The 21,858-nt window shown below is 66.0% G+C and carries 20 protein-coding genes; 12 read left to right on the top strand and 8 right to left on the bottom strand.

Going from position 1 to position 21,858, the window contains the following annotated elements:
- Positions 1 to 213: 213 nt before the first annotated feature.
- The 7 genes from BM118_RS22400 (at position 214) to BM118_RS22370 (ending at position 9,872) form a co-directional block, all read left to right on the top strand.
- Entirely contained in the window at positions 214 to 1,464 is a 1,251-nt protein-coding gene (locus BM118_RS22400; RefSeq protein ID WP_177234572.1) for an MFS transporter, read from the top strand.
- 207 nt (positions 1,465 to 1,671) lie between these two features.
- Positions 1,672 to 2,658, top strand: a complete 987-nt coding sequence (gene acuI, locus BM118_RS22395) for an acrylyl-CoA reductase (NADPH) (RefSeq protein ID WP_092187666.1) — start codon at positions 1,672 to 1,674, stop codon at positions 2,656 to 2,658.
- A gap of 112 nt (positions 2,659 to 2,770) precedes the next feature.
- Positions 2,771 to 3,370 carry a hypothetical protein gene (locus BM118_RS22390; protein ID WP_092187973.1) on the top strand — a complete coding sequence of 200 codons (600 nt, stop codon included), beginning with the start codon at positions 2,771 to 2,773 and terminating at the stop codon, positions 3,368 to 3,370.
- Between the two features lie 163 nt (positions 3,371 to 3,533).
- Complete coding sequence (locus BM118_RS22385) at positions 3,534 to 3,767, top strand: DUF6894 family protein (RefSeq protein ID WP_092187665.1); 234 nt, start codon at positions 3,534 to 3,536, stop codon at positions 3,765 to 3,767.
- Positions 3,768 to 4,000: 233 nt separating this feature from the next.
- Positions 4,001 to 5,743 (top strand): methyl-accepting chemotaxis protein, encoded by a 1,743-nt coding sequence (locus tag BM118_RS22380; protein ID WP_177234571.1) that lies wholly within the window; start codon positions 4,001 to 4,003, stop codon positions 5,741 to 5,743.
- 197 nt (positions 5,744 to 5,940) lie between these two features.
- A complete protein-coding gene (locus BM118_RS22375; protein WP_092187663.1) occupies positions 5,941 to 7,911 on the top strand; it encodes a methyl-accepting chemotaxis protein in 1,971 nt (656 codons plus the stop codon).
- 272 nt (positions 7,912 to 8,183) lie between these two features.
- Positions 8,184 to 9,872 carry a methyl-accepting chemotaxis protein gene (locus BM118_RS22370; protein WP_177234570.1) on the top strand — a complete coding sequence of 563 codons (1,689 nt, stop codon included), beginning with the start codon at positions 8,184 to 8,186 and terminating at the stop codon, positions 9,870 to 9,872.
- A gap of 66 nt (positions 9,873 to 9,938) precedes the next feature.
- Here BM118_RS22370 and BM118_RS22365 read toward each other — a convergent pair whose 3' ends face one another.
- From BM118_RS22365 to ygfZ, 6 genes are all read right to left on the bottom strand, one after another.
- Positions 9,939 to 12,635: a DUF2339 domain-containing protein gene (locus BM118_RS22365; protein ID WP_092187661.1), complete on the bottom strand. Its 2,697-nt coding sequence runs from the start codon at positions 12,633 to 12,635 to the stop codon at positions 9,939 to 9,941.
- Positions 12,636 to 12,689: 54 nt separating this feature from the next.
- The gene (locus BM118_RS22360) at positions 12,690 to 13,658 is read right to left on the bottom strand and encodes an NUDIX hydrolase (protein ID WP_177234569.1); all 969 of its coding nucleotides are present in this window, start codon (positions 13,656 to 13,658) and stop codon (positions 12,690 to 12,692) included.
- Between the two features lie 148 nt (positions 13,659 to 13,806).
- Positions 13,807 to 14,313 carry a tyrosine phosphatase family protein gene (locus BM118_RS22355; RefSeq protein ID WP_092187659.1) on the bottom strand — a complete coding sequence of 169 codons (507 nt, stop codon included), beginning with the start codon at positions 14,311 to 14,313 and terminating at the stop codon, positions 13,807 to 13,809.
- A 144-nt stretch (positions 14,314 to 14,457) separates the two neighbouring features.
- Entirely contained in the window at positions 14,458 to 15,072 is a 615-nt protein-coding gene (locus tag BM118_RS22350; protein WP_092187658.1) for a YfbR-like 5'-deoxynucleotidase, read from the bottom strand.
- The gene (locus BM118_RS22345) at positions 15,069 to 15,695 is read right to left on the bottom strand and encodes a DNA-3-methyladenine glycosylase I (protein ID WP_092187657.1); all 627 of its coding nucleotides are present in this window, start codon (positions 15,693 to 15,695) and stop codon (positions 15,069 to 15,071) included. The genes BM118_RS22350 and BM118_RS22345 overlap by 4 nt, the downstream gene beginning before the upstream one ends.
- A complete protein-coding gene (ygfZ, locus tag BM118_RS22340) occupies positions 15,692 to 16,573 on the bottom strand; it encodes a CAF17-like 4Fe-4S cluster assembly/insertion protein YgfZ (protein ID WP_092187656.1) in 882 nt (293 codons plus the stop codon). Before ygfZ ends, BM118_RS22345 begins: the two co-directional genes overlap by 4 nt.
- Positions 16,574 to 16,674: 101 nt before the next feature.
- Between ygfZ and BM118_RS22335 the strand changes: the two genes are divergently transcribed.
- From BM118_RS22335 to BM118_RS22315, 5 genes are all read left to right on the top strand, one after another.
- Positions 16,675 to 18,009 carry a dihydroorotase gene (locus tag BM118_RS22335; protein ID WP_092187655.1) on the top strand — a complete coding sequence of 445 codons (1,335 nt, stop codon included), beginning with the start codon at positions 16,675 to 16,677 and terminating at the stop codon, positions 18,007 to 18,009.
- 166 nt (positions 18,010 to 18,175) lie between these two features.
- Positions 18,176 to 19,045, top strand: a complete 870-nt coding sequence (locus tag BM118_RS22330; protein ID WP_092187654.1) for a sulfurtransferase — start codon at positions 18,176 to 18,178, stop codon at positions 19,043 to 19,045.
- A 107-nt stretch (positions 19,046 to 19,152) separates the two neighbouring features.
- Positions 19,153 to 19,842 (top strand): RNA polymerase sigma factor, encoded by a 690-nt coding sequence (locus tag BM118_RS22325; protein WP_092187653.1) that lies wholly within the window; start codon positions 19,153 to 19,155, stop codon positions 19,840 to 19,842.
- Positions 19,843 to 19,933: 91 nt separating this feature from the next.
- A complete protein-coding gene (locus BM118_RS22320; RefSeq protein ID WP_092187652.1) occupies positions 19,934 to 20,467 on the top strand; it encodes a DUF4142 domain-containing protein in 534 nt (177 codons plus the stop codon).
- Positions 20,468 to 20,477: 10 nt separating this feature from the next.
- A complete protein-coding gene (locus BM118_RS22315; RefSeq protein WP_441299761.1) occupies positions 20,478 to 20,798 on the top strand; it encodes a cupredoxin domain-containing protein in 321 nt (106 codons plus the stop codon).
- A gap of 165 nt (positions 20,799 to 20,963) precedes the next feature.
- On the opposite strand, the gene BM118_RS22310 is transcribed toward BM118_RS22315, so the two are convergent.
- Positions 20,964 to 21,230 carry a hypothetical protein gene (locus tag BM118_RS22310; RefSeq protein ID WP_008135624.1) on the bottom strand — a complete coding sequence of 89 codons (267 nt, stop codon included), beginning with the start codon at positions 21,228 to 21,230 and terminating at the stop codon, positions 20,964 to 20,966.
- Positions 21,231 to 21,480: 250 nt separating this feature from the next.
- Positions 21,481 to 21,858 carry a TIGR02301 family protein gene (locus BM118_RS22305; RefSeq protein WP_092187651.1) on the bottom strand — a complete coding sequence of 126 codons (378 nt, stop codon included), beginning with the start codon at positions 21,856 to 21,858 and terminating at the stop codon, positions 21,481 to 21,483.

Below are 21,858 nucleotides of genomic sequence, written 5' to 3'. Positions count from 1 at the left end.
CGCTTGGCCGGGCGTTGCTAGGTCTCCTCGCACACATTCCCGTCAGGTCGCACTCCACCGCACCGGACCAGGTCTCGTTGAAACGCAATGCTCCCGCCGCAGCCCTTCGTAGAACGCAATCATTTTTGACTTGGGATGTTCATGCACTTGCATTAAACGGGCTGACCTGTGGCTGCCTATTCCGGATCCGCCAACGAGAACATGAGGAACACCATGTCGACACAAGCGGGCGAGCTCGGTCCGGTCTCGCGTTCCTCCACCTGGCGCACGCCGGCCATCATCATCCTCTGCGGCTGTGCCATCGGCATGCTCGGCTTCGGCCCGCGCTCGGCGCTCGGCTTCTTCGTGCAGCCGATGAGCCATGAGTTCGCCTGGGGCCGTGACGTGTTTGGCCTCGCCATCGCCGTGCAGAACCTGTTGTGGGGATTGGGCCAGCCCTTGGCCGGCGCGGTCGCCGATCGCTTCGGCCTGTTCCGGGTGATGTGCGTCGGCGCTCTGCTCTATGCCGGCGGCCTGCTCCTGATGCGCTACTCCTCGACGCCGCTGTCGCTGAACCTCGGCGCCGGCGTGATGGTCGGCTTTGGTCTGGCCGGCTGCTCGTTCAACCTGGTGCTGTCGGCGTTCAGCAAGCTGTTGCCGGCCGAGAAGCGCGGGCTTGCGCTCGGTGCCGGCACAGCGGCGGGCTCGTTCGGACAGTTCCTGTTCGCGCCGATCGGCGTCGCGCTGATCGACAATTTCGGCTGGCAGCAGGCGCTCACCGTGTTCGGCTTCCTGATGCTGCTGATCATTCCGCTGTCGCTGGCGCTCTCGACGCCGCCGGTCGCAAGCACGGCAAACGCGGCGCCAGCGGATGAGCAGACCTTCATGAAGGCGCTCGCGGAAGCCTTTGGCCATCGCTCCTATGTGCTGCTGGTGCTCGGCTTCTTCACCTGCGGCTTCCAGCTCGCTTTCATCACGGTGCATCTGCCGGCGTTCCTGGTCGATCGCGGCATCTCGACGCAAACCGGCGGATGGGTGATCGCGGCGATCGGTCTTTTCAACATCATCGGCTCGCTGAGCGTCGGTTATCTCCAGAACTCGCTGCCCAAGCGCTACATCCTCTCGACCATCTACTTCACCCGCGCGCTTGCGACGCTGGCCTTCATCTCGTTCCCGATCACGCCGTTCTCGGCGATCGCGTTCGGTGCGATCTCCGGCCTGACCTGGCTGTCGACGGTGCCGCCGACCTCGGCGCTGGTGGCGCTGATGTTCGGCACGCGCTGGCTTGCGACGCTCTATGGCTTCGCCTTCGTCAGCCATCAGGTCGGCGGCTTCCTCGGCGTCTGGCTCGGCGGCATCGTGTTCGAGCGGTTCGGTTCCTACACGCCGATCTGGTGGCTCTCGATTCTGTTCGGCGTGCTGTCCGCACTGATCAATCTTCCGATCGTGGAGAAACCCGTCGAGCGGCTAGTGCCGGCGATTTGAAGTTCCTGCAGAGCAAGCCGCGGATTCGTTCAGGAACTTCAAATCGATAACCGGCACTAGGATCATATATTTGCTGGCGCTCCTCTTAATTCCGAAGTTCGCACCGGTGGTGCCGATAAGGTTTGCGAACTTCGGAATTGGAGCGCCAGTTGCGCAGCCTGCCTGATCGGCTAAACATCCCCTGAAACAAAATCAGGGAGTTCAGCCGTGGCCACATTCAAGGCGATCCGGATCGACAAGGCGGACAAGGGCACCACCGCGCAGCTTACGCAGTTCGACGAAGCCGAGCTGATGGAGGGCGACGTCACCGTCCGCGTCGAATGGTCGACGCTGAACTACAAGGACGGCCTTGCGCTCACCGGCAAGGCGCCGGTGGTGCGTCGGTTCCCGATGATCGCCGGCATCGACTTTGCGGGCACGGTCGAGCAGTCCTCGCATCCGCAGTGGAAGGCGGGCGACAAGGTCGTCTGCACCGGCTGGGGCATGGGCGAGACCCATCTCGGCGCCTATGCCGAGAAGGCACGGGTGAAGGGTGACTGGCTGGTCGCCCTGCCGCAAGGCCTGTCGGCGCGCGACGCCATGGCGATCGGTACTGCCGGTTTCACCGCAATGCTCTCGGTGCTGGCGCTGGAGAAGCACGGCCTGTCGCCGAAGAGCGGCCCCGTGGTGGTGACCGGCGCGGCCGGCGGCGTCGGCTCGGTCGCGACCGCCGTGCTGTCCAAGCTCGGCTATCACGTCATCGCCTCGACCGGCCGCACCTCGGAGGCCGACTACCTCAAGCAGCTCGGCGCCGCCGAGATCATCGACCGCAACGAATTATCGGCGCAGGCCAAGCCCCTCGCCAAGGAGCGCTGGGCGGGCGGCGTCGACAGCGTCGGCTCGACCACGCTCGCCAACCTCCTGTCGATGACGAAGTACGGCGGCGCGATCGCGGCGTGCGGCCTTGCCGCCGGCATGGACCTGCCGTCCTCTGTCGCACCTTTCATTTTGCGCGGGGTGTGCCTTCTCGGCATCGATTCCGTGATGTGCCCGATCGAGCCCAGGAAGGCCGCCTGGCAGCGTCTGGCGTCCGATCTGGATCGGTCGAAACTATCTGAAATTACTCACGAAATTTCGCTCGCCGAGGTTTTCGAATGGGGCGCGAAAATCCTGTCCGGCCAGGTCCGCGGCCGGATCGTGGTAAAAATTGTCTAACGGCGTTCAGACTTTACCAACCAAGCTGCTTCAATGTCGCCATGGTTAGTATGGTAAGCAGCGGGTAAAGAGATAAGGCATCGCCCGCGCTGGGGTTGGTTCGGAGTTGAGCATGCTTGCGCGTATTGTGTTGGGGGCTGTCACGGCGGCAGCGACGTTTGCGCCGGCCATTGCTGGAAGCATGAATGCCGACGAGGCGCGCCGCTTCGTCGCCGGCAAGGTGTTCGCTTTCACCTGCTTCGACGGCACCCGCGGCGCAGGCCGCATCCTGGACGACCTCGGCGCCGCCGGGGCCGTGCAGTTCTCGGGTGCAGGCCCGGTCAAGCATCTCCGCCTGCCCGGCAACACGCTCCAGATCCGCGGCCAGAACGTCTGCGCCTCGATCAAGGGAATTCCGTTCGAGCCCTGCTTCAACCTGGAAAAGACCGACGATCGCAGCTTCCGCGGTTCGGTGTCGGGCATGGGCTTCGCCTATTGCGACTTCCACCATCAGGGCGGCAACCAGATGCTGATGGCGCGTGCTGTCGCGCGTCCGCGTTCGCTGCGCTCCTCCGAGCACACCGGGTCGGTCGCCACCTCGAACACCGAAGTCGCCGCGCGCGTCGAGACCCCGCGTGTCGAGAGCAACCGGCTCGAGCCGGTGAAGTCGGAAGCAAGGCCCGAGCCCGCCAAGAACGAGGCTCCGCTGGAGCTGCGCCGCTCGACCCAGTGAGCGGCTGCGCGGGGCCGTCCGCGCATTTTCTCGTTGAAGACGACCATCGAACACGAAGCCGCCGCGCCGTAGTCATACGGACGGCGGCTTTCATGCGTTGGTAGCTGTTCGCGCCCCAGTTTGCGTACGGCCGGGGGGTGCGGCCCTAACCAAGGGTTCAACGATGTCGCTGTACTTCTTCCGCATCAGTACCGGTCGCTATTCCGGCGCCGCCGATCAGCCCTACGAGTTCGAGGATCGCGCAGCCGCGTGGACCGAGATGACCGAGGTCTGCGCCAATCTGCTCGGCGGCATCTCGCGCAGCCTGAAGCCGAACGCCGAGTGGTGCATGGAGCTACTCGACGAGAACAAGAAGCCGGTCTTTCGCATCAGCCTCGTCGGGGAGGCGGTGAGCTGACACCATCCGCAAATGATGGCGTCGGCGTTAACGAACGCGAAGCATGCAAATCCGCGAAGCTTCATTTCGCTGCGCGTGAAACGTGTGGAAGTCCACAGATTTAAGCCGCGTTTTCCGTACTTCTACCTAAGACGCGAGGGCCCCGCTTAACGTTAATGACCAACCTGCCGGTTAGCCTTTCCGGGATGTTCACGCGCTTCGTCGCGGCAATACGTATCCCGGGGAATAGTTTGATGATGTTCATTCAGAACCTGCGAATTGGCACCAAGCTCGCCATCACCTCGGCACTGACCATCGGGCTCGTCGCGCTGATGATCTTCCTCCAGATGAGCGGCAGCACCGAAGCTCAGAAGCTTGGCACTGCGGCATCGCAACAGCAGACGATCGCGCAGAACGCAGCGGAGGCGAAGGCCTCGGTGCGCGGCATGCAGATCGGCATTCGCGACATCCTGACGTCCAGCTCGCCGGCCGAGGTGCAGAAGGCCGTCACCTATTTCAACGACCGGCAGACGGCGGCCCTGAAATTCTCGGGCGAAATGGCGCGGCTCTCGCATTCGCCCGAAAACCACAAGCGGATCGATCGGCTGACCACGCTGATCGGCAATTTCAGCAAGGGCGAGCAACAGATCGAAGGCATCCGCAAGCAGGAGCTTGCGCTCGACGGGAAGAAGGACGGCGAAGCGGCGGCGCAGCTGGCAAAGCTCGTGGCCGAGGTGGACCGCATCCGCAAGGGGACGCTGGCGCCGATCAACGAAGAGATTTCCGAGCTGACCAATCAGATCATCGACTTCGCCAAGCAGAAGAGCGTCGAGGCGCGCGCGGAGGCGGAAGCCGAGGCGGCGTCGGTTGCCCGGACGTCATTCGTCACCGGCGTCCTGGTCGCGCTGGTCCTGATCGGCGCTTGCATCTTCTCCGTCTTCAGCATCGCGCGGCCGATGCGCGCACTCACGGCAGCGATGGAGAAGCTCGCCGGCGGCGACTTTTCCGTGGTGCTGCCGGGCCTCGGCCGCAAGGACGAGGTTGGCGAGGTCGCCGGTGCCGTCGAGAAATTCAAGATCGTGTCCGAGCAGAAGGCGCGCGGGGAAGCGGAGGCCAAGATGCGGCAGGATCAGATCGCGGCCGAACAGCGCAAGGCCGAGATGCACAGGCTCGCCGACAGCTTCGAAGGTGCCGTCGGCGAGATCGTCGGCACGGTGTCGTCAGCCTCGACCGAGCTCGAGGCGTCCGCCACGACCCTGACCTCGACCGCCGAGCGCACGCAACAGCTCACGACCGTGGTTGCAGCAGCCTCGGAGGAAGCCTCAACCAACGTGCAGTCGGTGGCATCGGCGACGGAGGAACTGTCGTCTTCAATTACGGAGATCAGCCGGCAGGTGCAGGAATCCGCGCGTGTGGCAGGCGAGGCCGTCGGCCAGGCTCGCACCACGACCGAGCGCGTCAGCGAACTGTCCAGGGCCGCGACGCGCATCGGCGACGTGGTCGAACTGATCAACACCATCGCCGGGCAGACCAACCTTCTGGCGCTCAACGCCACGATCGAGGCGGCGCGCGCAGGTGAGGCCGGCCGCGGCTTCGCCGTGGTGGCCTCCGAGGTCAAGGCGCTCGCGGAGCAGACCGCGAAGGCGACGGGCGAGATCGGCCAGCAGATCGCCAGCATCCAGACCGCGACCGAGCATTCGGTCGGCGCGATCAGGGACATCAGCGACACCATCGAGAAGCTGTCGGAGATTTCCTCGACCATCGCGGCCGCCGTCGAGGAGCAGGGCGCCGCGACGCAGGAGATCTCCCGCAACGTGCAGCAGGCGGCGCAGGGCACCCATCAGGTGTCATCCAACATCACCGACGTGCAGCGCGGTGCAAGCGAGACCGGTTCGGCGTCCTCGCAAGTGCTGTCCGCTGCGCAGATGTTGTCCGGCGACAGCAATCGCCTGAAGCTCGAGGTCGGCAAGTTCCTCGACACCGTGCGCGCCGCCTGAGCGCGGCGCCCTTCAACAGATCCTGTTTGCAACCGCCGCGCGCGAATGCGCGGCGGTTGCGCGCGTTCGTACTTCGACGCGGTGACCGATATACGCAGGGTTAACCTTCCGGAAAAGCGACGCAGTCATGATGCCCGCAATATTCCGGGCGTTGAGTCGCCCTCCAAGTATTGCGTCTCAATCGTTGGAGCACATTCATGAGCGGCATTTCCATTCGCCTTACCCACAAGGTCATGGCGATCGGATTCTTCGGCCTCATCGGTCTGGTTGCCTTCGGCGCAATCTACGAGATCGGCAGCCTCTCCCAGGACGCATCCCGCGACATTGCCAACCGCGCACGTGCCATCGCCGATCTGAACAAGCAGCTCTCGATCGAGATGCTGGAGGCCCGCCGCAACGAGAAGAACTTCCAGCAGCGCCGGACCGAGAACTACGCCAAGGCCCATGCGGAGCAGATCGGGCCGATCAACCGCGATTTCGACGAGGTGGAGCGGCTGATGGCGGCCGGCGGCATGAGTGCGCTGTCCGACCGGATGAAGCAGGCCCAGGACGGCTTCAAGCGTTACGCGTCGGACTTCGCGACGCTGGTGGCTGCCGAGACCAGGCTCGGGCTGAACGAGACGCTCGGCCTGTCCGGCTCGCTTCGCAGTGCGGTGCACGACATCGAGGCCAAGCTGAAGGAGATCGACGATCCGCGGACGACGACCTGGATGCTGATGATGCGCCGGCACGAGAAGGATTTCATGCTGCGGCGCGACCCGAAATACATTGCCGAAGTGAAGAAGGCCGCGGTTGAATTCTCCAAGGCGATAGAGGTCGTCGCAATCCCTGCGGCTGTCATGACCGACATCACGGCCAAGCTCCAGAAGTACCAGTCCGAGTTCGCGGGCTGGGCCGAGACCGCGCAGCAGAGTGCGGCTCTGGATGCCAGCATGATGAAGACCTTCCGCGAGGTCGAGCCCGTCATGGTCGAGGTGCGGACCGCCGTCGATGCCATGTACAAGCGGGCCGAGGCCACAGAGGTCGCAACGCGTGATGGCGTGCGTCTGTGGATGGCCGTCGCCTTCGGCGTCACCGTCGTCGTGCTTGCCGCCGTCGGCTTTCTGCTGGGACGCTCGATCTCGAAGGCACTCGGTGCCATGATCGGTGCGATGACCCGGCTTGCGCGCGGCGAGCTGTCGATTTCCGTTCCCGGCGTCGGGCGCAGGGACGAAATCGGCGAGATGGCCGGTGCGGTCGAGGTGTTCAGGACCAACATGGCGGAGGCCGAGCGGCTGCGCGCCGAACAGACGGAAGCGGACGCGCGCGGGCGCGAACAGCGCAAGGCCGACATGCAGCGGCTCGCCGACAGGTTCGAAGGCGCGGTCGGCGAGATCATCGAGACCGTGTCGTCGGCGGCAACCGAGCTCGAGGCGTCCTCCAACACGCTGACGCAGGCCGCCGAGCGCGGCAACGGGCTTGCCAGCGCCGTGGCGGCGGCATCGGAGGAGGCGTCCGCCAACGTGCAGTCGGTGTCCTCCGCGAGCGAGGAGATGACCTCCTCGATCTCCGAGATCAGCCGTCAGGTGCAGGAATCGGCGCGCGTCGCCGACGTGGCGGTCGGGCAGGCCCAGCGCACCAATGCGCGCGTCGCCGAGTTGACGAAGGCGGCCTCCCGCATCGGCGATGTGGTCGAGCTGATCAACACCATCGCCGCCCAGACCAACCTGCTGGCGCTGAACGCGACGATCGAGGCGGCGCGGGCGGGCGAAGCCGGCAAGGGCTTCGCGGTGGTCGCAACCGAAGTGAAGGCGCTCGCCGAGCAGACCGCGAAAGCCACGGGCGAGATCGGCCAGCACATCGGTGCGATCCAGGCCGCGACGGAGGACTCCGTCGGCGCGATCAAGGAGATCGGCGACACCATCGCGCGGATGTCGGAGATCTCGTCGACCATCGCGGCCGCGGTGGAGGAGCAGGGCGCCGCGACGCAGGAGATCTCCCGCAACATCCAGCACGCGGCGCAGGGCACCTGCGAAGTCTCGGCGAATATCGGCGACGTCCAGCGCGGCGCCGGCGAGACCGGGGCCGCCTCGGCGCAGGTGCATTCGGCCGCGCAGTCGCTGTCGCAGGAGAGCAACCGGCTGAAGGGCGAGGTCGCGCGCTTCCTGGAGTCGGTGCGGGCGGCGTGACGGCCTCGCTCGGGTGTTGCGATGCATCAACGGCGTCGCAGCACGAGATATCGGTGCGGGCGCAACAGATGGTTGCAGGGAAAATAACGACGGCGCGGACGGTCCCGTAATTTTACGTAGGTTCCTGTTAACGCCTGTTTGCAATTATAGGCGCAATCTCACGGGATAAGAACCAGCCAGCATTGATGAATTGACTTCCGCCCTGTCGTCCGTCGCGACGATGGGGGCGCAGGTGATTTGCGCGTTGCTGGATATCATCGGGATTTGTCGTGATGTCGAAGTTGTCGATCGTCTTCAAGCTTCTGGCCGTGCTGTCGGTCCTCGTGCTGTCACTCGCCGGCGTCGGCGTGACCGCGATCGGCACCATGCAGAACATCAATGCGCATACGGTCGAGATCGCGGAGAGCTGGCTGCCGAGCGTGCGCGCGCTCGGCTCGCTTCGCGCCGACATCAATGAGCTGCGCGTCGCGCTCCGTCTGCACCTGATGCAGGAAACCGCCGAAGGCAAGGACGCAGCCGAGAAGCGCCTCGCCTCGCTGCGCGAGCGCATCGAGAAGACCCGCAAGGTCTACGAACCGCTGATCACCGCCGCCGAAGAGCGTTCGCTCTACGAGCAGTGGACCAAGGCATGGGCCGAGTATCTGAACGGCGTGCAGGACGTGATGGCGCTGTCGCGCAAGAGCGTCGGCCGTTTCCCCACCGAGGCCAATGAGCTGTTGCAGACCAAGGTCGCGAAGATGGCGCAAGCGGCCGACCCGCTGCTCCAGAAGGGCATCGAGCTCAACAACCGCGGCGCCGAGCTGGAAACCAAGCAGGCCGCCGACAGCTACGCCATGATCTTCCGCGTGCTGGTCGGCATCATCGTCCTTTCGGTCGTGATCGCGATCGGCGCCGCCTATTATCTGGTGCGCGACGTCTCGCGTGGCATTGCCTCGATCATCAAGCCGATGCAGTCGCTCGGCGAGGGCGACCTTTCGGCCGAGGTGCCGCATCGCGGCGAGAAGACCGAGATCGGCTCGATGGCGGATGCGCTCCAGATCTTCAAGGAAGCGCTGATCGCCAAGAGGGCCGCCGACGAGGCTGCTGCGGCCGACGCCGAAGCCAAGATCGAGCGCGGCCGCCGTGTCGATGCCATTACCCGCAAGTTCGAAGCCATGATCGGCGAAGTCGTCGGCACCGTCTCCTCGGCCTCGACCGAGCTCGAGGCGTCGGCATCGACGCTGACCAGCACCGCGCGGCGCGGGCAGGAGCTCGCGACCGTCGTCGCGGCAGCCTCCGAGGAAGCCTCCACCAACGTCCAGGCCGTGGCCTCCGCCTCGGAGGAGCTGTCGTCCTCCATCACCGAGATCAGCCGCCGCGTGCAGGATTCGGCGCGGATGGCCGCGGAAGCCGTCGAGCAGGCGGCACGGACCAACGAGCGCGTCAACGCGCTGTCGCAGGCCGCCTCCCGCATCGGCGACGTCGTCGAGCTCATCAACACCATCGCAGGCCAGACCAATTTGCTGGCGCTGAACGCGACCATCGAGGCGGCGCGTGCCGGCGAAGCCGGCCGCGGCTTCGCGGTCGTCGCTTCCGAGGTCAAGGCATTGGCCGAGCAGACCGCGAAGGCGACCGGCGAGATCGGGGCGCAGGTCTCGGGCATTCAGGCTGCAACGCAGGAATCCGTCAGCGCCATCCAGGAGATCGGCGGCACCATCGAGCGGCTGTCCGAAGTGTCTGCGGCGATTGCGGCCGCCGTCGAGGAGCAGGGCGCGGCCACGCAGGAGATCTCGCGCAACGTCCAGCAGGCCTCGGTCGGCACGCAGGAGGTCTCGGCGAACATCACCGACGTGCAGCGCGGTGCGATCGAGACCGGCGAGGCCTCGACCGAAGTGCTGTCGGCGGCGAAATCGCTGGCGACCGACAGCACGCGCCTCAAGGTCGAGGTCGCGCAGTTCCTGGATTCGGTCCGCGCGGCCTAGAAGCGGCGCGCCGCTTGTGGTTCACCTCTCCCCGCCGGGGAGAGGTGAAGCACCTCGCCCGACGCTTTACGTGCCTGTCTGTGGAGCCGGCGGCGGGGCCTGCCGCCGGAACAGGATGCGCTGGTAGAGCCATCCGATCGCGACCAGCACGACGCCGAGGCACATGAACGACAGCGCGCGGTAGACGCCTGTCAGCGTCGACATGTCGATGACAAAGGCCTTCAGGATCGTCAGCGCGATGACGGCGGCGGACGCAAGTCGCGCGCGCTCCGAGTTGACGAGGATGCCGACGCCGAGCAGCACCACGCCGAAGGCGAGCCAGCCGATCGAATAGCTATATTGCTCGGCCCCCGTCGTCTCGCCGCTGGACAGGATCGGGCCGTGATAGAAGCGGCGGATCTCCAGCGTGACATAGGCGAGCGCGAACACGAGTGCGCCGCCCGCGATGGTGTTGGCGTAGGCCTTGCCGCGCTCGCCGACCACCGCATAGGACAGCAACAGCATCAGCACGGCCGGCAGCGCATAGCCGAGCAGCAGCAGGTTGAATACGGCGCCGCCGACGTCGATGCGCCACAGCAGCGGGTTCTCCAGGATCAGCAGGCCGAACACGCTGATAAGCCCGCCGATCGCCGTCAGCACGACCGCGCCGACATTGTGCACGATGCTGCGGCTGCGCAGCCGCAGGCGTTCCAGCCCGATCGCCATGGCGAACGCGATGCAGGCTTGCAGCGCGCATTCGAGCAGCGACGGCGCAGACGTCATCTGGCCGCCTGTCGCAAAGTGCCGGATCTCCATGAAGGCGAGCAGCGCAGTGAACAGGATCGCGGCGGCTTCCACCATGCGCAGCGGCGCATCGTCGCCGCGGCGGCGCAGGAAGATGCTCGCCGCCCAGAACGACGCCGCAGGCAGGCCGTAGCCCCACAACAGCCAATTGAAGATGGGCGTCGTGCCGACGGCATCGCCGACGATGCGCGGATCGTAGACGATGCGCGCGGTGACGATCGCGGCGAAAATGGCCGCGAGCCGGCGCAGGACCGGGATCGGGCGCTGCAGCGAGATCCAGGCGGTGCCGAGCGACATCAGCGCCAGTGCGATGGTGAGCCAGCCCTTCTCCAGCGCGAAGGTCAGCGCCAGCGCCAGCGCGCCGAGCGTGCCGGTCGCGAACAGCGCGACGGAGGTCGCAGCGCCCGGCCGATCTTCGCGGCGCGCCAGCGCTTCGGTGGCGGCGCCAAAGGCCGCGGCAAGCAGCACCGCGAGGATCGCGAACGGGATCGAGCGATCGAGATGGGCAATGCGCGCATAGAGCGCAACGAGGATCGCAATTGGCGTGGCGACACCCGTCGCCGACCACACCACCGGAATGATCGCCGAACTGGAACGGCCTTGGGCGAGGAAGCCGGCGACGCCGAAGCCGGCGGCAAAGATCGCGGCCATCACCAGATGCAGCGTCACGGAGCTGTCGGTCGCGGCCGGTCCGATGCCGGAGATCGGGCCGCCCGGCAGCACCAGCATGTCCGGATTGGCGCGCACCGCCCACTCGGCGAACACGATGAAGACGGTTGCAGCAGCCGCGCCGAGCGCGCCGGTCGCCGCCGGCGCGCGCCAGGCGACGAACAGCGTCGCGCCGACCAGAAGCGTGAACGCGATCAGCGCCAGATCCGCATGCGCGCTCGACAGCACGATCAGCATCGCACCGAACAGATAGGCGCCGAGCGCGCTCGACGACACCGGCTCGATCTCGCCGTCCTCGATCGTCGGGCCGAACATGAAGCCGCAGACGACGAGCAGCGCGGCCAGCACGAATCCCGCGATTGCATGGAAGGCGTGCGGCGCGACCTGCACGTCGTTGGTGTCCAGACCCGGGAAGATCCAGAGCACAGCGAAGGCGATGGTGGTCACCGCAAGCCAGCGCCACAGCCGGATGCGGGCAAGGCCGAAGCTCGCGGCGGTGACGATCGCAAGATAGATGTAGAGCGCCCAATAGTCCGGCTTGCCGCTGGAGACGAGGAGCGGGGTCACGAACGCACCGACAACACCGAGACCTGCAAGCGCGGGCCCGTGCAGCAGTGCGGCGGCAAGCGTACCGAGCGCGACGAGGCCGAGCAGCACGAAGGCGGTTGCGGGTACGAGGAAGCCGTAGAGCGCGTAGGCGGCATAGATGGTCGCGAACGCCACGGCCGTGCCGGCCGCGGTGAGGATCGCGGGAATGTTGGCGATCGGCAGCGCCGCGATGTTGGAGATGCTCTCCTTGCGCCGCGACCATTCGCCGGCGCCCAGCAGCGCCAGCGCGAACAGGCCGCCGAGGAACACGCGCACGCCCGGACCGACGAGGCCGGCCTCGATCGAATAGCGCACCATGAAGAAGCCGCCGAGCGCGAGCGCAAGGCCGCCGATCCACACCACCCAGCGGGTGCCGAGCCGTTCCTCGAAGCCGGGCGCCGGCGCAGGCAGCGGTGGCGGTGCATCGGCCCCGGTGTCCGCTTCGAGCGGTGGCGGCGAAGCCGCTTCGGTGACGAGCGGCGGCGGCGCCTCGGTTTCGGGCGCAAGCGGCGGTGGCTCGGCCGGAGTTGTTGCGGGCGCTTCAGCCTGCACCGGTGCGGGCATCAGCGGCGGCGGCTGCACCCGCCGTTGCGCGTAAAACATCTCTTCGAGCGAGCTCAGCCGGCGGCGCAGCTCGGCCGCCTGGCTGGAGGCCTTGATCGCGATCAGGAAGGCGATGATCGCAATGATCAGCGCAAAGACGTCAAACGGGCCGTCGAACATGAAGCCTCCAGGCAACCGGCGGGCAGGGGCCGATCGCGCAAATGTCGTATCTAGCTAGCGCCGGGAGCGCATGCGCAAGCCCGGCGCGGGCCGCTCCTGGAGCACGTCGCGGCGGAAGCGGTAGAGCGCCGCCGGCCTTCCGCCGGTCTGTGTCGACATCACGCCGGTCGGTTCGACCAGGGCTTCCGTTTCGACCAGCCGGCGGAAATTCTGCTTGTGCAGGTGCCGGCCGGAGATTGCCTCCACCGTATGCTGCAATTCGGTGAGTGTGAACTCGGCGGGCAAAAGTTCAAACACCACAGGACGATACTTCAGTTTTGCGCGCAGCCGCGCGATCGCGGTGGCGAGGATCCGGCGATGATCGAACCGCATGGATGTACCGAGTGCGGGAAGCGCCTTGCGCGCTAATGCCGCAGGGCGGCCATCGCGCCGCGCCTCCTCGATCAGCCCGGCCTCGTAGAGCAGCTCGTAGCGGTCGAGCACGCGCTCCTCGTCCCAGGGCGCGCCGTCGAGGCCGAAATAGAACCGCACGCGGTCCCTGCGCGGCAATGCGCACGTCGTCTCCGGCGTCTCCTGTTCCGCCCACGTCGTCAGCGCCGGGATGATGTCGCGGGCGATGATCGCGGGCGGCTCCTCGCGCCAGTCCTCCCAGGGGAGGAAGCGATACCACGGCTCGAAGCTCGCTCCGGTCGCTGCGAGTTCGCCGTCAACGGCGCGGGTGAGTGCGAGATAGCCGATCGACACCATGTGCGCGCCGGTGTCGCCTGCCTCCGCATGACGGCCGCGGTCGCCGAACGTGTAGAGCTGCTCGACATAGCCGAGCCGCAGGCCCGCCTGTTCCTCGACCCAGGCACGCAGGCCGATCTCGAAGGTCCGATGGCTCAGCGCATCGAACGGGCCGAACGGCAGGCCGGCCAGCCCGTCGCTGCCGCGCGCGGTGAGGATCAGCGGCTCATGGTCCTCGATCGCGACGATCGCAGCGGTCAGGCCGATCTCGATCGGCGTCAGCAGCGTCTCGCTCATGCGGCTGATGTCGCAAGTGTTGCCACAAACTCGTCATGCCCGGGCTTGTCCCGGGCATCCACGTTCTTCGTGCCGCGAGACAGCTCGTGGATGGCCGGGACAAGCCCGGCCATGACGATGCGGAAGCATCTGCGATGTGGCGGAGCTGTCATTCGAGCTCGATCACGAAGGGGCGGCCCTCGACCATCATCGCGCCCGGGCCCATCTCGTCGAGCGCGCGCAGCATGCGGCCCTCGCGTCCCAGCGCGCGGTCGGCGAGGCCGACGATGCGCCGGTTCGGCGATGCGATCGGCGAGGCCGCGCGGATCTTCCTCGCGATCTCGATCTCGTCGCGATGCGGATTGAGGGCGCAGACGGCGGCGAAGGCGCTCGCGGTGGAGCGGCTGATTCCGGCGTAGCAATGCACCACCAGCGGCGCGCTGCGGTCCCAGCCGCGCACGAAGTTCAGCACCTGGTCGATATGCGTCTCCGATGGGGCGACAAAGCCGTCCATCTCCTCGGTGATGTCGTCCATCGACACCTTGAGATGGTTGGCCGGCAGCACCGACACCGGCCGCGCCACCTGCTCGACGTTGGCCATCACGGTCAGCACGTGGCTGGCCTTGGTGAGGCGGACGGTTTCGGGAAGCGCGGCAAGGGAACAGACGTGGATCATGGCGGACCTTTTTGCCGCGATTATAGCGAGCGCTCGTAGGGTGGGCAAAGGCGCATCGCGCCGTGCCCACCATTTCGCAACTGCGCTCATCTCGCCTTGTTTGGTGGGCACGCTTCGCTTTGCCCACCCTACGAAGGGATGATGCTACGCGAACACCGCGGCAAACCGCTCCAGGAACTGCTTCTCGGCCCGCGCCGCCGTCCAGGGCGTGAGATAGTCGCGCCGGACGCTGTCGGGCAGGCCGGGGTCGCGGCCGAACAGGCGCCTCGCCTCGGCGTCGCTGAAGCCGGCAAGCTCGGTTGCCTCGAGGTAAGCTGCGCCGCGATCGGCCGCCTTGATGGCTTGCGTGATCTCGTCCGCCAGCACCGGCGGCAGGCCGAAGCGGATGTGGATGGCGCCGAGCAGGCGCTTCTCGACCGCCTTGTAGTGGCCGTCGAGCACGGCCTTGAACGGTGAGATCATGTCGCCGATCACGTATTCGGGCGCGTCGTGCAGCAGCGCTGCGAGCCGCACGCGCTGGTCGACGCGCGGCGTTTCGTGCCGCATCACGGTCTCCACCAGCAGCGTATGCTGTGCGACCGAGAAGATGTGCGCGCCAATGGTCTGCCCGTTCCAGCGCGCCACGCGCGCCAGCCCATGGGCGATGTCGGCGATCTCGACGTCGAGCGGCGAGGGATCGAGCAGATCGAGCCGCCGGCCCGACAGCATGCGCTGCCAGGCGCGGGACTCCGCGCCGCGTGCCGACTTCTTCGCCGTCATTTGACCTTGAGGCGCGGCTTGCGCTGCGTCTTGCCGCAGCTTGCGTGACAATGGCAGTCGACGAGATGGTCGTTGACCATGCCGGTCGCCTGCATGAAGGCATAGACGATCGTCGGGCCGACGAACTTGAAGCTGCGCGAGGACAGCTCCTTGGAGATCTGTACCGACAGCGGCGTCGAGGCCGGCACGCTCGCCGTGGTCTTGAAGTTGTTGACCTTGGGCCTTCCGTCCATGAAGTCCCACAGCAGCTTCGAGAAGCCCGGCCCCTTCTCCATGATATCCAGATAGGACTTCGCGCTCAGGATCGCGCCGTCGATCTTGGCGCGGTTGCGCACGATGCCGGCATCGTTCATCAGCGCGTGCACCTTCTTGGCATTGTAGCGCGCGATCTTCTCGGGCTGGAAATCGTCGAAGGCTTTGCGGAAATTGTCGCGCTTGCGCAGGATCGTGATCCAGGACAGGCCGGCCTGAAAGCCATCGAGGATCAGCTTCTCGTAGAGTGCGCGGTCGTCATACTCAGGCACGCCCCATTCGGTGTCGTGGTAGGCGACATAGAGCGGATCTTCGCCCGGCCAGGGGCAGCGGGTCAGGCCGTCGGGATGCAGGCGAGGGGCGCGGCTCATGCGGTGGGCTGCTTGGCTGGAATGCGCACGACTTCAGGCTCGGCGAGCGTTAAGGCAAGGCCGCCGGCCGTGAGCGGCTGGCCGGCATCGAGCGCGTCGGCGACGCGGTCGATGCGCACCAGCGCGATGCCTTTGCCTTCGGCGGAGGAGCCAATGGTGCCGACCGGCTTGTCGCCGGCGAGAATGGCAACGCCAATCTCGGGCGAGGGTCCGTCGAGCAGCACCTTGACGCTGCGAGTGCGCGCGGTGCCGCGATGCTGCATGCGCGAGACGACCTCCTGGCCGACATAGCAACCCTTGTCGAAGTCGACGCCGGCGAGGCGGTCCATATTGGTCTCGTGCGGGAACGCATCGCTGTACATGAAATCGAGCCCGCCACGCGGCACGCCGAGCGCGATGCGATGGGCCTCATAGGCGGCCGCATCGACCAGCTCGGCGCCGATGAGGTCGGACAGCTTCTGCTTGAGATCCTCGGGGATCAGAATGCGGTAGCCGAGCTCGCCATGGCGCGGATCGGCGAAGGCAAGGTCGGGCTGGGCCGCGAGCGCGCCGCCCCAGGCCGCGAGCACGCCGAGATCGTCGGAGAGGTTCTCCACGCTGACCTTGGCGCGCAGCTTGTAGAATTTCAGCTTGGTGGCGAGGCCCTCGGCCAGCGCTCTGGGGCAATCGATCAGGAACCCGCCGCCATGGCCGGCCGGGACCTCCGTGATCAGGAAATCGACGATGATCTTGCCCTGCGGCGTCAGCAGCGCCCCGAATCGCCCCAGGCCCGGCTTGAGCCTGTCGAGGTCGGTCGTGACGAGGCCGTTGAGGAAGTTGCGCGCATCCTCGCCCGCGACCTTGACCACGCCCCGGTCGGGAAGAAATGCTGATTTCATGCGAAAATCTCTTGCGACATGTTGCTCCGGAACGTAAGCCCGCAGCGCATAAACGACAAGACCTCGAGCCCTGCGCTTGGGGATGAGAGGGGCCTTCAGCCATGACCCAGCGTTTCGATGTGATCCTCAGGGGCGGCACCGTCGTCAACCAGGACGGCGAGGGCCTGCGCGACATCGGCATTGCCGGCGGCCGCATCGCCGAGATCGGTGCGCTGTCGCAAGCCTCCGCCGCCGAAATGATCGACTGCAAGGGCCTGCACATCCTGCCCGGCGTGATCGACACGCAGGTGCATTTTCGCGACCCGGGGCTGGAGCAGAAGGAAGACCTCGAGACCGGCTCGCGCAGCGCCGTGATGGGCGGCGTCACCGCGGTGTTCGAGATGCCGAACACATCGCCGCTCACCGTGACGGAGGCAGCCTTCACCGACAAGGTGAAGCGCGCCCATCACCGCATGCATTGCGACTTCGCCTTCTTCATCGGCGGCACCCGCGAGAACGTGCAGGACCTGCCGGTGCTGGAGCGCGCGCCGGGTTGTGCCGGCGTGAAAGTGTTCATCGGCTCCTCGACCGGCGCGCTGCTGGTGGAGGACGACGAGAGCCTGCGCCGCATCTTCCAGGTGATCCGCCGCCGTGCCGCGTTCCACGCCGAGGACGAATACCGCCTCAACGAGCGCAAGCCGCTGCGCATCGAGGGCGATCCGCGCTCGCATCCGGTCTGGCGCGACGAGACTGCGGCGCTGATGGCGACGCAGCGCCTGGTCAAGCTCGCGCATGAGACGGGCAAGCGCATCCACGTGCTGCACATCTCGACCAAGGAAGAGATCGAGTTCCTGCGCGACCACAAGGACGTCGCATCGTGCGAGGCGACGCCGCATCACCTCACGCTGGTCGCGCCCGAATGCTACGAGCGGCTCGGCACGCTGGCGCAGATGAACCCGCCGGTGCGCGGCGCCGATCACCGCGCCGGCATCTGGCGCGGCATCGAGCAGGGCATCATCGACGTGCTCGGCTCCGATCATGCCCCGCATACGCTGGAAGAAAAGCAGAAGACCTATCCGGCCTCGCCCTCCGGCATGACCGGCGTGCAGACGCTGGTGCCGCTGATGCTCGACCACGTCAATGCCGGCCGCCTGTCGCTCGCCCGCTTCGTCGACCTCACCAGCGCCGGCCCCGCGCGTCTCTACAACATGGCCTGCAAGGGCCGCATTGCCGCAGGCTACGACGCCGACTTCACGGTCGTCGACCTCAAGCGCAGCGAAACCATCACCAACAAATGGGTCGCGTCCAAGGCCGGCTGGACCCCTTACGACGGCGTCCGCGTCACCGGCTGGCCCGTCGGCACCTTCATCCGCGGCCGCCGCGTGATGTGGCAGGGCGAACTGGTGACGCCATCGCAAGGCGAGCCGGTGCGGTTTCTGGAGACGCTGAAGGCGTAGCCAATATTGCGCCGTTCACTCCGCTGTCATGCCCCGCGAAGGCGGGGCATCCAGTACGCCGCGGCCCCTCGATTCAAATTTTGCTGCCTCTGGAATACTGGATTGCCCACCTTCGCGGGCAATGACAGTGTCGTGGGACGGACAACTTGAACGTGGGGAAGCAACGATGACCACGCCAACATCCCTCATCTCCACCGAGCAACTCGCCGCCATGCTCGGCGATCCCGCCTTACGCCTCTACGACTGCACGACCTACAACGAACCTGTGCCGCCAGGCAGCGACGTGCCGTATCGCGCGGTGCCCGGCGACAAGACCTTTGCGGCCGGCCACATTCCCGGCGCCGATTTCCTCGATCTGCAAGGCGAGTTCTCGGATACGTCCGCGCAGCAGTTCTTCATGATGCCCGGTGTGGCCCAGCTCGAAGCCGCCTTCGGCCGGCACGGCCTCGATGCGAGCAAGACCATCGTGCTCTACAGCATCGGCACGATGATGTGGTCGACGCGGTTCTGGTGGATGCTGCGCGCGCTCGGCGTCGACGCACTGGTGCTCGACGGCGGTTTTGACAAATGGAAGGACGAGGGGCGGCCGGTCGAGACGGGTGCGCCGAAGGGCTATCCCGCCACCACCTTCAAGGCCGCGCCGCGCGCTGGCTTCTTCGTCGACAAGACCACCGTGAAGGCGCGGATCGGCGATCCCTCGACCGTGATCGTCAACGCGCTCGGGCCGCAATTTCATCAAGGCCTCGAGCCGAGCCGCTACGGCCGGCCGGGCCGCGTTCCCGGCAGCGTCAACGTGCCGGCGGCCACGCTCGCCAACGCCGACAAGACGCTGACGACACTTGCCGACGCCGAAGCGAAATTCGCCGCCCAGGGCATCACGCGCGACAAGAATGTGATCTGCTATTGCGGCGGCGGCATTTCGGCGACGATCGACCTGTTCCTGCTGACGCAGCTCGGCTACGACAAGCTGACGCTGTACGATGCCTCCATGGGCGAATGGGCGAGGGATCCGGCACTGCCGATCGAGACGGACTAGCTCTTACCCTCCCCTGGAGGGACCCCGGCGGGGAAGGTAAGAAAATCGGGAACCTTTTCCCCGCGCCTGCATCCAATGTCCGGAACGAATGGAAACAGGTGACCACCATGCAGCGGACCGCAGCCGGCCTGTCCGCCGGCGCCAGAGCATCGGAAGCCGAGCTGGTCGACCGCGCGCGGGGCCGTGACGAGGCCGCGCTGCGCGAGATCATGCAGGCCAACAACCGCAGGCTCTACCGCCTCGCGCGCGGCATCTTGCGCAGCGACAGCGAGGCCGAAGATGTGGTGCAGGAAACCTATGTCCGGGCCTTCACCCATCTCGATGGCTTCAGGGGCGAATCCGGGCTGTCGACTTGGCTGTCGCGCATTGCCATCAACGAGGCGCTTGGCCGGGCGCGAAGCCGCAGGCCGCATGTCGAGCTCGGCGCGCTGCCGGATGAGGCGCTCGACGCGCAGATCATAAGATTTCCCGTTTCTCCCGCAGGCGATCCGGAAAGGACCATGGCCCAACGTGAAATCCAGCGCGTCGTCGAACGCGCAATCGACGAACTGCCGGATGTCTTCCGCATGGTCTTCGTCGCGCGCGTCATGGAGGGGATGAACATCGAGGAGACCGCCGATCTGCTCGGCGTCAAGCCCGAGACCGTGAAGACGCGGCTGCACCGTGCGCGCACCATGCTGCGCGAGAACGTCGAGAAGGAGATCGGTCCGGTGGTGATGGATGCGTTCCCGTTCGCCGGGTGGCGCTGCGAGCGCCTGACCGTGTCAGTGCTGAAGCGGCTAGGCGTCGGCGGCTAAAGTTTTTCGGGAACGTTTGCGCAAAAGTCCCATCCAATCCCTGTGAAGCAACGCGCCGGCAGAACGTCCGGCACCACAGGAGTGTCAAACCATGGTCATCCGATGGACCGCGGCGATTGCCGCAGCCGCTTTGTTGTCGAGCCCTGTGCTGCTGCAAGGCGCCAGCGCAGCCGACAAGCCCACCGATCCGCAGATCGCCCACATCGCCTACACCGCAGGCGTGATCGACATCAACGCGGCCAAGCAAGCGCAGAAAAAGGCCAAGAGCAAGGACGTCAAGGCATTCGCCGAGGACATGCTGCGCGACCACGAGGCGGTCAACCAGCAGGCGCTCGCGCTGGTCAAGAAGCTGAACGTCACGCCCGAGGACAACGACACCAGCCGCACGCTGTCGAAGCAGGCGAGCGACAAGCTTGCCGAGCTCGACAAGCTGAACGGCGCAGCCTTCGACAAGGCCTATGTCGCCAATGAGATCGCCTATCACAAGGCGGTCAACGGCGCGCTGGAAAGCCAGCTCATTCCCTCTGCCAGCAATGCGGAGCTGAAGAGCCTGTTGCAGACCGGTTTGAAGATATTCCAGGGCCATCAGCAGCACGCCGAGCATGTCGCGGCCGAGCTGAAATAGGGGAGCGGATATGATGCCGGGACGTGTATGTTCGACCGCAATAGCGGTCGTCTTCGCAACGATGGTCGTCCCGGCATGCGCCGCGACAATAGAGATCACGATGGAGAATCTCGAAATATCGCCGAATGATGCGTCTGCGAGGGTCGGCGACACTGTCGAGTGGATTAACAAGGACGTATTCGCGCACACCGCAACCGCTGGAAGCGGCGACTTCGACGTGAACCTGCCGGCGAAGAAATCAGGCACGACGGTGGTGAAGAAGGCGGGAACGGTGGAGTATTACTGCCGCTTTCATCCCAACATGAAGGCGAGGCTCAAGGTCGTGCCGTAGCATTCCCGATTGCATCGGGAATATCTCCCGCCCGCAGCGAGACTAATGCTTGGCCGCAGGGAGCGGCTTCCGTGCGATAAACGCCGCAGACTTCGCGATGTGTCGCAAAGTCATTCATCCGTAGACTGGCCCCGCCCGCGTGGCGGGGTCATTTTCGAAAAGGCGTTACTGCCGGGAGATGTCGACGGAGAATTCGCCGTTGCGGATCCGGCCGGGGAAGCCTTCGACGAACTTCGCTACCGCGTCCTCGCCATAGGTGCCGACGAGTTCGGCAAAGGCCGCAAACAGGCTTGCCTGCGCCAGGCAGTCGCCGTCGACGCCGTCGTGGCGCGCTTCGGCCCAGGCCTCGTTGAGATAGCTCAGTGCGGCCTGTTTCTGCTCGTGGTCGGGCAGCGGCGCGCGGGCGGGGGCGTAGGAAATCGGCTGGCTCATGAAACTCGATCAGGCTGGGCGCGATCCACGGCGATGCGCTGTGCGAGTGGTGTAGCACGCGAATTAACGCCCGCTAGGCTACATCTTTAAGAACGGTTAATGGCTGTGAACAAAGACGATGACAGGGTTCCGATCGCCGTCATTCCGGGGCGCGACGAAGTCGCGAGCCCGGAATCCATCGTGCCACCAACTCTGCGGCCTGATGGATTCCGGGCTCGCGCTGCGCGCGCCCCGGAATGACGGAGAGAGTTCAGTTCGCGTAGCGTGCCGTCAGGTCGCGCGAGATCTTCGCGCCTTCCTCGATGTAGCGGCGGATCGCGACGGTGGCGGCCGGCGTGCAGCTCCGGTAGGTTTGCTGAAAACCGTTATAGCCGCGGTTGAATCCGGCGATCATGCGGGTGCGGCGCTCGCCGGAGGGGGTTTCGGCATCGATCAGCGCCTGCATCTCGCTGCGCCATTTGTTGCCCTCGTTGGACCCGCAGATACCGCGCAGGTAGTGCAGGCCGCCGAGGATCTCCGCCAGCCGCTGCAAATCGGCGTCAAACGGCGCCGCCACGTCCTGGGCCCGGGCGGGCGCGGAGGCGCAGGCGAGAATCAGGGCGAAAATGGCCAGAAATCGCGTGGACAT

The sequence above is a fragment of the Bradyrhizobium sp. cf659 genome (assembly GCF_900113725.1).
Lineage (GTDB): Bacteria > Pseudomonadota > Alphaproteobacteria > Rhizobiales > Xanthobacteraceae > Bradyrhizobium.
This window is presented reverse-complemented; position numbering and strand designations above follow the sequence as displayed.